This window comes from Mycobacterium sp. EPa45 (assembly GCF_001021385.1).
Classification (GTDB): Bacteria; Actinomycetota; Actinomycetes; order Mycobacteriales; family Mycobacteriaceae; genus Mycobacterium.
Genome location: NZ_CP011773.1, coordinates 4,299,481 through 4,313,573 on the forward strand (window position 1 = coordinate 4,299,481; position 14,093 = coordinate 4,313,573).

Sequence of the window (14,093 nt, forward strand, 5' to 3'; positions counted from 1 at the left end):
GCCTGGCCGGACCGGGTGCTCGGTTCGACGACGCCGCCAGGACCAACGGACGGGTGTGCATGGGGGGCGGCGCCGATGGTGAGTTGCTTGGTAAATGCATTGCAGCCGTGGCGAGTACATTCATCGCCGTAACTGTGATCACCCTCGTTGTGGCATGCGTCATCGCCCCGGCCCTTCCGTGGATCCGTTTTCGTTGACTCCCTCGGTTCACGACAGGGGCCGCCGATTTGGTTCACAGCGATTTAGTGATCTACGTCACAATCGCTATCCGCCAACCCCATTGTCGAGACCCAGGTGGTCGATGAAATACCAAGGGATGCCGACCCATTGAATTATCACCACGAGAACAAGCGCGACCACGCCGGTGAGCAACCCCACGGAGCGCGCCTTCCCGCTGAGCCTGGGAATCGCCAGAAGCAGGAAGCCGACGACGAATCCCCACTCCACCCACATCAGTACCCGCTTGGGCGTTTCGGCCGCTGTGTCGTAGTCGGTGTAATGCGAGTCGGGGAAGCCGGTGAAGTACAGATCATTTCCCGCGACGACGGCCAGCAGCAGCGCGGCCAGGGCGCAGAGCACGCACGCCGCGCGCACAGCAACCGCCCGTCCAGTCGCCATTACATGCTTCGCTGCCAAGACCGGTACACCACACGGCCGACCGTGGTGGGGTCGGGATCTGGCGCGTTCAACACAACATCGATGCCCAAATGATCTTCCACACCAAGCACTTTCCGGAGGTGAAACGCCACGTCGCCGTCGCCGTCGCGCTCCGGATACTTGAAGTAACGGGTGTGGGCCAGCCCCGGAGCCAACCGATCCGGCTGGTTGCCACTGACGGCGATCTCGCGGATGCCCGGCCCGAACAACGGCGCCAGTGCTCCACCAAACCAGTCGCCGCGAATACTGCCACGACGCACCGGAAACCAGATGTTGGTCCAGCGGGTCACCGCGAAGGGCGACAGTCCGCCCACCGTCGCCGGCTTTTCGGAGCCGTCGAACCGAGGTGGGCAACTTGACACCACACCCCGGCGGATCAACGAGTCGAACAACACGTGCCGTCGGTCGACACGACCACAGCCACTGAGGATCGGCGGCCGGCCCACGAACAGATCAGCCAACGCCATCGGGGTCCCCACAGTCACGAAATCGGTTATCCGCCAAGGGTTTCCCTGACGGCGCAGGTCCTGCCACGACGCGAATTGCCGTTCTTGGAACTCCACGACCGAGCCGTGGACGTCGGGCTCGATCGGCGACGGCAGGGGCGGTCCCGGTACCGCCCGAAGTTCGTGCGTCTCGGCCCACAACGACGTCAGCGCGTCGTAGGCGATGTAGCCACCGATACCGTGGCCCACTACGACGACACGCGCGTAGCGGCCCTGCTGCAGCGTGTACAGCAAGTCGACGAGACCGCCGCGGACCGCGCGCCGTGCCGCCTGGGATTCCGATGCTATGTCGAAGTACCGGGCGACGTTGACGAAGCCGGTGGTCAGGAAGCTGCGTGTCAATGCTCGCGGCAGAAGGCGGAAGACGGCGAGAGCGACGGTCAGCACCACCACGCTGGTGGCGACCCCGATGATCCAGCCGGCTACACCGGTGTGCAGGAAGTATCCGCCCACCACAAACAATCCCACGAGCACGGCGACTGGGACGAGCACCGTCAGCAGGACCGCACGCCAGATGCCGAACAGCTGGTCGGGCACGTGGCGGGGACGGCGAAGGAACATCCGTGCCAGGGCCGGGATGAAGCCCGCGTAGCGAGCGCTCGTCATCAGGAACGACCAGTCGTACTCATAGAGATCGACGCCCACCGTGGCGGTATAGCGGCGTGCCTCATAGGAATCGGTGATCTCGATGGGCTGCGGGTAGTACTCCCACCGGCCGCCTTCCGGTGTCAGCACCGTCTTGGCGAAATCATCGAGAACGTCCATGGGCCGGCGTTCGAGCAAACCGTGCACGAAGACCACGGCGGTGCGTACGGCGCTGTCGGTGCTCATCGTCCTCCCGGAAGCCACGTGGCGGCTGGTTGATACTTTGCCAAAACGCCGACAGGATGCACACAGCGAGGCGCACCATAAGCCATGGCTGATGTGGATTTCTGCGTGGTCGGCGCGGGTTTCGCCGGACTGACCGCCGCTTTGCGCCTCAAACAAGCGGGCCGATCGGTGGCCCTTCTGGAAGCCCGGGATCGGATCGGCGGGCGAACATTCACCGTGGAAGGCCCCGAAGGCAGTTGGATCGACCGGGGCGGCGCGTGGATCGGGCCAGGTCAGGACGCTATCTATGGGTTGATGAAAGAGTTCGGCGTCGGAAGCTACAAGCAGTACGTCGACGGCGAGGCCATGATGGTCGTCGAGGGTAAGCACTATCGCTACGAGGGCACCATCCCGCTGACGATGAGCCCTTGGGCGGCGCTCAACATGGGCGCGGTTTTCCTCGATCTGACCCGGTTGTGCAAAACGATTCCGCTCGAGGCTCCCTGGGAAGCCAAGAATGCCGAGAAGCTGGACCGCATCACCTACGCCTCCTGGCTCAACGACCGCACACTGTCCAAGCCCGCACACACATTGCTGGAAGCCGCGATCGCCGGCCTCTACACGTCGGCGGCATCAGAGACCTCGATGTTGTTCGTCCTACGACAGCTGGCCTCCGGTGGTGGCCCGTCGTTCGTGCTTGGCATCAAGGACGGGTCCCAAGACTCGCGCATCATCGGCGGCATGGGTGCGGTCTCGAGCAAGATGGCCGCCGAGATCGGCGACTCGTTGCACCTGAATCAGCCCGTTCGGCGGATCAAACAGGACGATGACGGGGTCACGGTCGAAGCGGACGGCATGACCGTGCGAGCGCAGCGCGTGATCGTGGCGGTGCCGATCGCTATCGCCAGCCACATTCTCTACGAGCCGATGCTCCCGGTGGACCGATCCTTCCTGCATCAGCGGATCCCCAGCGGCGCCGTCGTGAAGATCAACATCGTGTACGACGAGCCGTTCTGGCGAAAGGACGGACTGACCGGCCAGACATTCGCACCCGGCTCGCTGGCCAACCTGACCATCGACGCGTCCACCGATGCGCCGCGACCCGGGGTGATGTGCGTGATCACCGAGGGCCCCGAAGCGCGCCGGTACACCAAGATGGACCCCGACGCGCGCAAGACAGAGGTGCTGAACAACCTGGTGGAGCGTTTCGGCGAGAAGGCCGCGACACCGGTGGCGTATCTCGATCAGGACTGGAGCGTCGAACGGTATTCGGGCGGAGGCATGCTGAGTCATTGTCCGCCGGGTGTTCTCACCGAGTTCGGCCCCGCCATAACCGAACCCTGCGGCCGAATCCATTGGGCCGGAACCGAAACATCCGGCGTCATGCACGGCTGGGTCGACGGCGCGGTGCGCTCGGGTGAACGGGCGGCCAAGGAAGTCACGGACCTCGAGCTCGCAGTCACCCGGCGATCATGAGCGGGCCGGGCTGACCGCTACCGCGGCGAATCGCCCTTCCACTGAAAGCTGTTGATGTACTTGCCCAGATCCTGCGCGAGCTGCAGGTTCGCACCTGACGGGAGATTCGGACCGTCGCCGGGACGGAACGGGCGATACGGACCGATCGCACCGCCGATCAGCGCCAGATCATTCTTGACCGCGGCCAACACCACGATTCGGTTGCGCCGGACGGTGCCGGACGTCCCTTGCGGGTACACATCGAGCACCGCCCCGTAGCCAAGCTGATAACCCACAGTCGCGTTGGGGAGAACGTACGCCACGGTGGCATCGGGCTGCTTCTCACGCAACAGGTCATCGACGACCTGCTCGGCGGTGCGGCCTTTGGCGGGGACGGCGAACAGGTCCATCTCGCCGCCGTCGCCCGCGGTGAACTTGGCCGAGACGCCGTCGTCCTCTTTGGTGATCTCGTACGCCGACCCGGGACCGGGGTACGCCACCGAGAACGAGCCGTCGGCTGCGGTGAAGCGCGGATTCGCTTGCACCGGAATGCCGGTGGGCGGCCGGCCGCACTCCGGCGGGCAGGTGTACCGCACCGCCGGAGCCGCCGTCAGTAACGAGGCCGCCGTCATCGCGCCGACCACGACGGTCAGCCCCGCCGTCAACAGGAACAACAACCGGCGCAATGACGTATAACGCAGTGGCGCTGCCGAATACGACCCGGACAACACCGAGTACCCGGGCGCGAGTTCGCGCACCACTGCCGGGGCACTCATGGCTCCACCAACTCGGTGCTCGGTCGCGGACGGTCCCGGCGGCGGGCATCACGCGACGCGCGTGAGGCGGTGTGCGCGGCGACACCACAGGCCGGGCAGAATGCAACGTCGGGCACCACATGCCCGCATCCCGGGCACAGGATCGGCAGGTCTGGATGCGGCCGGTCCTGCGGCTCGTGCAGCACCGCGACCTGGATCCCGACCCGCAAGGCGATCACCGCCGCCAGCGCCAACGCCACATGCACCAGGAGCTGCAATTCCGAGGCGATCGCCAGCACCTCCACCAGTCCGACGTTCGCGTAGGCCGCGGCGACCACCACCAACACGAGGCCACCGGCCGCCAGGTGACGGGTGCGGGAGACACCAGGACGTCGCGAATACCACAGACCAATCCCGACCAGTCCGCTTACCGACGCCGCGGTCAGCGGCATCGTCAGCCCCCTCACGCCAGCTTCGATCAACAGGTCGGTGACCGACTGTCCGCTGATCGTGATCCCGGAGTCGATCTCCTGCACCAGGCGGACCATCGTCACCGTCACCGCGAACACCGTCGCCCCAAGCACTCCGATCACGAACCCGTACAACGACTCCCGAGCCGGCGGTCGGGTCAGTCGAACCATCACGGTAGGCAGTTGCATCACGAGCAGTCCGCCAAACGGGATCACCAACGCATCGCGCACCAGACGGGCCGTGGGCACCTCCGTGCCAAGCCCCAGGCTGTAGGACTCGGTGACGATCGCGGCGGTCAGTTGCGCCCAGCCCAGCCCGACCGCGATACCGAGTCCCACCGTCAAACCCCAGACTCGCCAAGGTAGATCGAAGATCACACCCGTCTCGACCAGATAGATCGCGAACAGTAGCAGCGGCGCGAACGTGGCCACCGCCACCATCGACACATACCAGTGGAATACGCAGGACACCACAAGCAGGACGAACACCAGCCCGAGCCCGAACCGGAACGTACTGAGCGAGCGGCGCGGCAGATGGGGGAACACCGAGCTGACAAGGGAAGGCTGCAAGACGTTTTCACCTGGTGCCGCGACAAAGGCGTTGCCCCGCAGCCAGTCCGGTCCGGCGCCTTGTTCACGCACCAAGCGCGCACCGCACCGTCCGCAGAACCGGCCCGCCGGCACGTCGTGGCCACACAGCCGGCACGGCATTGTTTCGGCCTGCCTGCTCATGCCGCACCCGCGCGCTGCAGGTCGAGGATGTCGCGGGCCAGGTTGTCGGTGTCTGGGCTTCCCAGACCCGTGACCATGTCGTAGCCGGGGCCTGCGACTGCGACGGCGTTGGTACCGAGGACGATGTCGTGAAAGGCCGGTCGTGTCGCCCCGGCAGCGATCCGGTAGAGGGTCGGGTTGAAGTCACCCAGCGCGCGTCCGCCGTTGTCGATCAAGAACTGGTTCATCACCGCCGCGATGCCGGCCCACAGCGGCGCAGCCTGAGAGGTGCCGCCGCCGACGACCAGTTGTCGGTTCAGCACGATCACGGCGCCGGTGGTGGTGTCGGCGACGGCCGAGATGTCGGGGGTCAGGCGGCGCAACGCGGTATCCGGTGCCGCGCTCTGCCACGGCGGCCGCTCGAACAACGCCGAGGTTCCGCCACCGCTGCCCTGGGTCAGCGGTCCGTCACTCCACCCGAGTTCGGCGAGCCACCGGTAATTCTCGTCCGTCGACAACGTCGTTCCGCCTACCGTGGTGACCTCCGGCAGCGAGGCGACGGCGTCCAGTCCGACGTCCGACGGGCCGGGCGGGGCCGACCAGTCATGGCCCCGTTTGCATTCCAGGCCGGCGAGATCGCCGGTGGCGTTGAACACGGTGGTGCCCCTGGCCACCGCATCGGCCACCGCTTCCTGCACGGGCGCCAAGTCGGCCGCGGTGATCATCCGGTCGCAGCCCCAGCCGATCGACAGACTCCACACCGCACCGGGGAACCGCCGATCGACGTCTCGCATCATGTCGGCGATCTTGACGTAGGTCCCGCCAGTGCCGACCGTCGGCCGCGCGTTCACCAGCACCATGCGGGCACCGGGTGCCAGGGCATGGGCGACCTGCAAATCCATCGATGCCTCGTTGTTGCGCTGCTCGGGCATCCCGCCCACGACTTCGGGGGCGAACCTCGGCAGTCCGTAGGTCGCGGTGAACATGTCGAGGTCGGCTTGGTCGAATCCGTCGAACGCGAAGACCACGATCGTCGTGCCCTCGCCGGTGTAACCGGAGTCGGTCAGCGGGCGAACGTTGTAGATCCTGCGCAGCGCGTCCGGCGGCAGGCTGTGATCGGGGACGTCGGTGGGAAGCGGCCGAATCGACGGGCTGCTCGAGTGATAGGGGGTGTAGCTCAGGATGCGACCCAGTGCCGACACCGAATCACGCAGCGCTGCAGGGACTGTCGGCTGTTCGGGAGAAGCATAGAACTGCTCGCCGGACGAATTGCGGTAGTCGTGCACCGGCACACCCAGGGCCGTACTGACACTGGCGGGTGGTCCTTGAAGTACCGCCCATCCGGCACCCGGTTCCCACCGCACCGACAGGCCGTTGGCGGTTGCCCAGCGCTGCAAACGATCCGGAGCCTGCCTGTCGCGCAGTTCTGCGGTCAACTGCACCACCTGCGCGCGTGAATCACCGAGATTGGCCGACGCCTGCAACAGCAATGCAAACGGCCCCGAAATAGCTTGCCCAGAAGGCGAACCGGTGTTGGACCGCACCCCGCATCCGGCGAGCGCGAGCACGCTCACCACCAGCAGCGCTAACACCGTACGAGTCATGGCTGAACCGAACCATAGTGCACCTCGGTACGGGGCGCTGGGACCTGGCCGAAGAGATCAGGCGCGAACGTGACGGCGGTAAGTCAGCTTGTCGAACTCCCGGCCGTATTCATCGACGGCGATCACGTCCATCTCGCTCATGAAGTTACCCGGCCGCACATCGACCCGGATGAACGCGTAATTGCGGAATCGCACTCGTGACCAGCCGACCGCTTCGGTCTGCTTGTGCCCGTCGGCCGTCCAGACGTAGCTGTTTGCCACGAAGGTGTCCGGGGCCTCGTTGCCGCGGTAGCTCTCCGGCTCGCCGGGCTGGAAGTTATAGCGCGGGCGCCCTGCCGAACCCACGGTGTAGTAGACGGTGCCATCGGTTTCCGGGTAGACGATCGCGTTGTCCTCGGCCGCCCTGGTGGGCGCCCCGCCCCGGATCGGATCCGACCGTTCGAAGACGTGATTGTGACCCTGCAACACCAGATCGACCTGGTAGCGGTCGAACAACGGAACCCACGCGGCGCGCACTCCCCCGTCGCTGGCATGCGCTTCGGTGGTGGAGTAGGCGCAGTGGTGGAAGAAGCAGACAATGAAGTCGATATCGGGGTTGGTCCGATGCGCTGCCAATGTCCTTTCCACCCAGTTGTTTTGGGAGCCACCGGAGTATCCGGTGTTGGCCGTGATCTCGTAACTGACGTCGTTGGCGTCCAGCGAGAGCACCGCGACATTGCCGTAGGTGAAGGAATAGACCGACGGACAACCCGTCGGCCCGTTGCCCGGCAGATCAAGTCTGGCCAGATGCCCGCCATACCCGTGCACCGGATAGGCGGCCTCCATATCGTGGTTACCGGTAGCGAACATCCATGGCGTCGTCGAGGCGCTGGCCTCGATGGAATTAAGGTACACATCCCACACGTAGGGGTTGAACTTGTCAAAACCTTTGGGAGGATCACCTTTTCGAACGAACTGCGGCTGCTTGCCCGCCCCGGACGGATCGGCGTACGCGATATCACCGGCGAGGACGTGGAAGTCGGGCCGCGACGCCACGATCTGGTCCAGGACGTTGCCGGTGTGCGACACCGCCGGATCGTTGTCGGGCTTGTAGTAGCTGTCGTCGTAGTCACCGCGGGTGAGACCTGCTGGCGCTAACGGTGTTTCGTCGGTGCCCTGATCCCCCATCATCGTGAACCGGAACCAGCCCACTGCATCTCGCGCACTGGGCATGGCGGTCGCGGCGGATCGCACGTCACTGACGAACCCATCGCCGGTGCGCCAGCGATAGAAGTGCGGTGTGCGCCCGGGTAGCCCGTTCACCGGCGCGTGGACGTAGAACTGCTCTGCCGAGAGCAGTCCGCCGCTGCTGTCCGGGATCTGAGTCACGAGGTTGCGGACTTCGGCCTCGATCGTTGCGCCGAGCCCCGGTGTCGGACCATGGTCGACGAAGACCCTGGTTGTGCCGGGATTGCGCGAAAGCTGAGCGGCCAGCCGTAGCTGACTCGAGGCGTCCGGCCCGTAGCCGACTCGCCGGCCGGCCACTGCCAGGGGTCCGTCCTGGGCGTAGGCCCGGTGCCCGAGCGGGGAAGCCCCCAACGCGGCAACAGCGGCCGCGGCCGCCGAGCCGCGCAGAAAGTTGCGCCGCGAGACCGGGCGGGCACGCAGGTACGCCCGATGCCATTCGTGCTGCTCAGTCATCGTCATCCGGCCGGCGAGCGCCGGCGGAATGCCCGTATCGGGAATCTCCACCCCCCGATCCTGACGCAACCACCTGCGAGTCCGTGAAATCGACCGGAAACTGCAGGTGAACAAAATGTGTGGGCTCCCGCGCTAATTACGAGCCGATTGCAATTGCGCTCCAATCGTCCGCACAACTTTGCTGGCTACCGTGACTTTCCGTAGATTCATGCCGAAGACCCGGCGGCCAGGAGGCGCGTTGAGCGACCAGATCCCCATCCGCGGTGAGTGCGCCGCGGGTTTCGACGCCGTACGCGAGGCCTTCGAGAAGAACTTCACCGCTCGCGGTGAGATCGGCGCCGCCGTGACCGTGTGGGTCGACGGCGACCTGGTGGTCAATCTGTGGGGCGGCTACGCCGACGGCCGCCGGCGCCGCCGATGGCGCCAGGACACCCTGGCCAGCGTCTTCTCTGCTACCAAGGGGCTGACGAGCACCTGTGTGCATCTGCTTGCCGATCGCGGTGAGCTCGACCTGCACGCGCCGGTCGCCCGGTATTGGCCGGAGTTCGCTCAGAACGGCAAGCACGACATCACGATCGCGTCGGTGCTCGGGCACCGCTCGGGGGTGATCGGACCCCGCACCCGGATGCACTGGGGGGACACCACCGACTGGGACCGGGTGTGCGCCGCTCTGGCCGCCGCCGAGCCGTGGTGGACGCCGGGGACGGCGCAGGGCTACCACATGGTGAGCTTCGGCTTCATCCTCGGCGAGGTGGTCCGCCGGGCCACCGGGCGAACGATCGGTCAGTACCTGCGAACCGAGATTGCGGAGCCGATGGGCATCGACGTGCACATCGGCCTGCCCACCGCCGAACACCACCGGTGCGCGGACATGGTCAACAAACCGCACATCCGCGATGTCCTCGCCAACGGCCAAGCGCCCGGCCACCCGACGTCGTTGGCCGAACATCCGATGGCCGGTATGGCGGTCGCGATGGGCTTCGTCCCCGACGACGAACTGGGGTCCCACGAACTCGAGCAGTGGCGTTGCAGCGAGTTCCCGAGCACCAACGGGCACGTCTCGGCGCTCGGCCTGGCCACGTTCTACAACGGCCTCGCGCAGGAGAAGCTGCTCAGCCGCGAGCAATTGGAGGCCGTGCGGGTATCGCAGGGCGGCTTTGACACCGACGTCGTGCTCGGGCCACGGGTCGCCGATCACGGCTGGGGACTGGGCTACATGCTCAACCAGCGTGGGGTGGCCGGACCGAACCTGCGCAGTTTCGGCCACGGCGGGTCGGGCGGTTCGTATGGGTTCGTCGACCTCGAACACCGCATCGGTTACGCCTACGTGATGAACTATTTCGACGCCACCAAGTGCAACGCCGATCCGCGCAGCACCGCGCTGTCCAACGAGGTCTACCGCGCTCTCGGCGTGCTCTGACAGGCAAATTTTCGTTCTCCGGAGCACTCTCACAGGATCGGTACTGTGGACGCCATGAATGGTGTGCTGGTCGTGCTCATCCTGGTTGTCGTCGCCGTGATCGTGCTGGCGGTGGTGAGTTCGTCGCGGGCCTCGGGCAATCGCAACGCGGCCTCGCTGGCCGATGCAAAGGCCGATGCGAGGAGGGTCATCGAGCGGCTTGGCGGGCAAGTGCTCAACCTGTCGGGTAACAACGACGCCGCCAACCAGGCGCTGGCTGACGCCTCCGAACGCTTCACCGCCGCCTCCTCACAGATCGAGCAGGCCACCACCGCCAAGCAGGCGATGCTGGCCAAGGAAAGCGCAATCGAGGGGCTGTATTACGTGCGTGCCGCGCGTACCGCGATGGGCATGGACCCGGGCCCGGAACTGGAAGCGGTGTCCGGCCAGAAGGCGGCCGGCGCGGTGACCGAGGACCGCAGGGTGCAGTTCGAGGGCCGCGAGATCGAGGCTTCCCCCACGCCGAGCCAGCGGACTCCGAACTACTACCCCGGCGGGCGGGTCGCAGGGCGTCCGGTGCCCGCCGGGTGGTACTCCGAGCCCTGGTGGAAGACGGCACTGGTCGCGGGCGCCTGGGGCGTGGGCTCGGTGCTGTTGTTCGATGCGTTGTTCTCCGGCATGCACGGAGTCGATTACGGCGCTTCGGGATTCGAGAACGGGTTCGGCTCGGGTTTCGACCAGGGTTATGACCAGGGTCTCGACGCGGCCGGCCAGGACGGCGGCGGCTGGGGTGGCGACGGGGGCGACGGCGGCGGCTGGGGCGGCGACGGCGGCGGCGGCTGGGACGGTGGCGGCATCGGCGACAGCGGCGGTTGGGGCGGCGGCGACTTCGGCGGCGGCGACTTCGGCGGCGGGTTCGGCGACTTCTAGAGATCCGGCGCGACCCGAGGATTTAGAGTCTGCTCTCCATTCGCGCGGTCACGCTGGCCTCCTGCAGATCCAGCCGGCCCAGCATGGCGCGCACGGCCTCGTCGTCGATGCGTCCTTCATCGCGTTCTGTGATCAGGGCCGCGCGCTGCGCGGCAAGGACATTGCGGTACATCGTCGAGAAGACCTCGGCTCGCAGGTCGTGTTCCTCGGGATCGGGCATCTCATCGGCGTCCTTGGAGTGCCGCGCGATCCAGTTGCGAATATCGGTCAGCACATGGGGGTCGAGCCCGTTCGGCGGGTTGGCTTCGAAGTAAGCGAGCACCTCGTCGGCCGCGGCGTGGACGGTGCTTTCCGCTTTGGCCGTTTCCTCCCGGTCGTACGCACGGTCGTCGGCCGGCGAAGAAAGGTTCAGCCGCCGGATCAGTGGCGGCAGAGTCCAGCCCTGCAGCAGCAGCGTGCCGACGGCCACCACGAACGCGATCGCCTGAATGGTGGCCCGCTCGGGGAACGGTTCCCCGCTGGCGATGGTCGGCGGGATGCCGGCCGCGGCGGCCAGCGTCACCACGCCGCGCATGCCCGTCCAGGAGACCACCACGTTCTCCTGCCAGGTCAATGACGTGTGGTCAATCATCGACCGCCACTTGCCCTTTGGCTTTTCCCGCTTTCGGACACCGAGCGCCCCCCGGCCGCCTCGTTCGGGGATCGGCACGCTCAATTTGCGGTCGACGTGGCGGGAGAGAACTCCACGGCCGAACATCACGAACACCGACAGCGGACGGATCACCAGGACTATCGCCAGCACCACCGCCGCGGCAACGGCGACCTCCGCCAGGGACTCGTGAGCGTCGCGCAGATCCTCCAGCACGAACCGCAGATGCAGCCCGATGTAGGCGAACACGAATGCCTCCAGCAGGACGTCGACCGAGTTCCAGACGTAACGCTCCTGCAGTCGGGTCTGGTAACCCGCACTCAGCGTTCCGCTGCCGACGACGAATCCGGCGGCCACGACGGCCAGCACTCCCGAGGCGTGAAACCGCTCCGCGGTGATGTAGGCGGCGAAAGGCACCACCAGACCCTGGATGGTTTCCAGGCTCGCGCTGTTGAGTCGCTCACGAATCCACAGCGTCACGTAGCCGAGCGCAACACCCACCACCGGGCCGAGCACCGCGCTGTAGCCGAACAGCAGCAGCGGGTTGTTGATGAAGATGTGGGTGCCGGCGACCTGGGCGACGGCGATCGAGAACAACGCCAGCGCCGCGGCGTCGTTGATCAGGCTTTCTCCGGTCAGGATCGTCATCACCCGCTTCGGCAGGCCCAGCTTGCGGCCCACCGCGACGGCGGTGACGGCGTCGGGTGGCGCAACGATGGCGCCCAGGACCAGCGCGGTCGCGAATGTCAACGGCACCACGACCAGCCACGCGGAGACCGCGGCGACGGTGAATGCGGTGACCACGACCAGGCCCACGCCGAGGCCGAGGATCGGCTTGATGTTGCGCATGAACGCCGGGAACGAGAAGTCGAGCGCCGCGGAATACAGCAATGGGGGCAGCACCACGCTCAGCAGAACGTACGACTCCAGTTCAGGTGCGACGAATCCCGGCACGAACGACACGGCAATGCCGACGACGACGATCATCAGGGCAGGCTCCACGCCACGCTGCTTGGCGATCGCCGCGACGACGATCGCGCCGACGACGACGAGAATCAGTTCCATGCAAGCATTCTCGCGGGTGCCGCCCCGGCCTTCGCGCCGAGCGTCGAGTTGTTGCGGGAAAATCGCCGGTGTGACGACAACAAGTCGACGTTCGTGGCCGCGGATGCAGTGCTCACACCTGGCAGGTGGGGCACCAAAACATGTTGCGACCTTCCAGTTCGGCGGTCCGGATCGGGGTGGCGCACACCCGGCACGGCTCGCCGGCGCGCCGGTAGACGTAGGTGCGCGGACGGTTCGGCGCGTACGACGGCGGGCCGTGATCGTGTTCGGGCCGCACCACGATGATCTTGCCGCGCCGCACGCCCACCTTCATCAATTCGACCAGGTCGGTCCAGATGTCGGTGAACTCGGCCTCGGAGACGTCGCGACCCAGACGGTAGGGGTCGATGTGGTGACGGAACAGCAATTCGCTGCGATACACGTTGCCCACTCCGGCGATCACGCTCTGATCCATCAGCAGCGCGCCGATCGACTTGCGGGACTTGGAGATTCGGACCCACGCCAGCGCCGGATCGGCGTCCCGACGCAGCGGGTCCGGCCCGAGCCGGGCCACGATGGCCGAAACCTGCGCCTCGTCGATCACCTCGCACGCCGTCGGGCCGCGTAAGTCGGTACCCCATTCGGTGCCGACGATCCGCATCCGCACCTGGCCGACCGGTAGCGGCATCGGCACCGGCGCCTCGGTGAAGGTGCCGTACAGCCCGAGGTGCACGTGCACGATCGGACCGCCGTCGTAGTGGTGGAACAGGTGCTTGCCCCAGACCGAGGCGCGGGTGAAGACCCGGCCGTTGACGATTGAGGCGTCGGTGAACCTGCCCTGCGGACTCGACACCACCGCCGGGGCGCCGGCGAACCGGCGCTGGTGCAGCCGCGCGAGCCGGTGAAGTGTGTGCCCTTCCGGCACGGCTCAGGCCGGGGCGCCGGGAACCGGCGGCGCGATGTGCGTGCGCTCGTACTCCGCGAGGATGTCGATACGACGTTGGTGCCGTTCGGCTTTCGACCACGGCGTGGACAGGAACGCGTCGACGATCGCCAGTGCTTCCTCCTGGGTGTGCATGCGCCCACCGATGCCGATCAGCTGGGCGTTGTTGTGCTCGCGGGCCAGCGACGCGGTCTCGGTGCTCCACGCCAGCGCGCAGCGGGCACCAGGCACCTTGTTGGCCGCGATCTGCTCCCCGTTGCCGGAGCCGCCCAGCACGATCCCGAGGCTGCCCGGGTCGGCGACCGTGCGCTGCGCGGCGGCGATGCAGAAGGCCGGGTAGTCGTCGTCGGCGTCGTAGGTGTACGCACCGCAGTCGATCGGCTCGTGACCACCGGATTTCAGGTGCTCGATGATGGCTTGCTTGAGTTCGTATCCGGCATGGTCAGAACCGAGGTAGACACGCATGGCCGATACCTTACT

At 66.5% G+C, this 14,093-nt stretch carries 12 protein-coding genes; 3 read left to right on the forward strand and 9 right to left on the reverse strand.

The features are described from left to right. Nucleotides 1–264 precede the first annotated feature (264 nt). Together AB431_RS20550 and AB431_RS20555 are read right to left on the reverse strand one after the other, a co-directional pair. The gene (locus AB431_RS20550) at nt 265–618 is read right to left on the reverse strand and encodes a hypothetical protein (protein ID WP_047331485.1); all 354 of its coding nucleotides are present in this window, start codon (nt 616–618) and stop codon (nt 265–267) included. Next, nucleotides 618–1,994: a hypothetical protein gene (locus AB431_RS20555; RefSeq protein WP_047331486.1), complete on the reverse strand. Its 1,377-nt coding sequence runs from the start codon at nt 1,992–1,994 to the stop codon at nt 618–620. Before AB431_RS20555 ends, AB431_RS20550 begins: the two co-directional genes overlap by 1 nt. An 84-nt stretch (nt 1,995–2,078) precedes the next feature. Here AB431_RS20555 and AB431_RS20560 point away from each other — a divergent pair, with 84 nt between their 5' ends. Beyond that, a complete protein-coding gene (locus tag AB431_RS20560; RefSeq protein WP_047331487.1) occupies nt 2,079–3,449 on the forward strand; it encodes an FAD-dependent oxidoreductase in 1,371 nt (456 codons plus the stop codon). A 17-nt stretch (nt 3,450–3,466) separates the two neighbouring features. Here the strand turns inward: AB431_RS20560 and AB431_RS20565 are convergent, their stop codons facing one another. From AB431_RS20565 to AB431_RS20580, 4 genes are all read right to left on the reverse strand, one after another. Beyond that, nucleotides 3,467–4,204 (reverse strand): hypothetical protein, encoded by a 738-nt coding sequence (locus AB431_RS20565; RefSeq protein ID WP_047331488.1) that lies wholly within the window; start codon nt 4,202–4,204, stop codon nt 3,467–3,469. Further along, a complete protein-coding gene (locus AB431_RS20570; RefSeq protein WP_158423551.1) occupies nt 4,201–5,295 on the reverse strand; it encodes a zinc ribbon domain-containing protein in 1,095 nt (364 codons plus the stop codon). The genes AB431_RS20565 and AB431_RS20570 overlap by 4 nt, the downstream gene beginning before the upstream one ends. 86 nt (nt 5,296–5,381) lie before the next feature. Next, on the reverse strand, nt 5,382–6,968 hold the full coding sequence (locus tag AB431_RS20575) for a protease pro-enzyme activation domain-containing protein (protein ID WP_052960350.1): 1,587 nt from the start codon (nt 6,966–6,968) through the stop codon (nt 5,382–5,384). A gap of 57 nt (nt 6,969–7,025) precedes the next feature. Next, nucleotides 7,026–8,654, reverse strand: coding sequence for a metallophosphoesterase (locus tag AB431_RS20580; protein ID WP_144418503.1), 1,629 nt, complete (start codon nt 8,652–8,654; stop codon nt 7,026–7,028). A gap of 202 nt (nt 8,655–8,856) precedes the next feature. On the opposite strand from AB431_RS20580, the gene AB431_RS20585 reads away from it, so the two are divergent. Both AB431_RS20585 and AB431_RS20590 read left to right on the forward strand, forming a co-directional pair. Beyond that, nucleotides 8,857–10,068 carry a serine hydrolase domain-containing protein gene (locus AB431_RS20585; RefSeq protein WP_047331491.1) on the forward strand — a complete coding sequence of 404 codons (1,212 nt, stop codon included), beginning with the start codon at nt 8,857–8,859 and terminating at the stop codon, nt 10,066–10,068. Between the two features lie 54 nt (nt 10,069–10,122). Continuing rightward, complete coding sequence (locus AB431_RS20590) at nt 10,123–10,977, forward strand: hypothetical protein (RefSeq protein ID WP_047331492.1); 855 nt, start codon at nt 10,123–10,125, stop codon at nt 10,975–10,977. Nucleotides 10,978–10,999: 22 nt separating this feature from the next. Here the strand turns inward: AB431_RS20590 and AB431_RS20595 are convergent, their stop codons facing one another. The 3 genes from AB431_RS20595 to AB431_RS20605 form a co-directional block, all read right to left on the reverse strand. After that, nucleotides 11,000–12,691 carry a sodium:proton antiporter gene (locus AB431_RS20595; protein WP_047331493.1) on the reverse strand — a complete coding sequence of 564 codons (1,692 nt, stop codon included), beginning with the start codon at nt 12,689–12,691 and terminating at the stop codon, nt 11,000–11,002. 112 nt (nt 12,692–12,803) lie between these two features. Further along, nucleotides 12,804–13,595: an Fpg/Nei family DNA glycosylase gene (locus AB431_RS20600; RefSeq protein ID WP_047331494.1), complete on the reverse strand. Its 792-nt coding sequence runs from the start codon at nt 13,593–13,595 to the stop codon at nt 12,804–12,806. Nucleotides 13,596–13,598: 3 nt separating this feature from the next. Then, complete coding sequence (locus AB431_RS20605) at nt 13,599–14,078, reverse strand: ribose-5-phosphate isomerase (RefSeq protein WP_047331495.1); 480 nt, start codon at nt 14,076–14,078, stop codon at nt 13,599–13,601. Nucleotides 14,079–14,093: the final 15 nt, after the last annotated feature.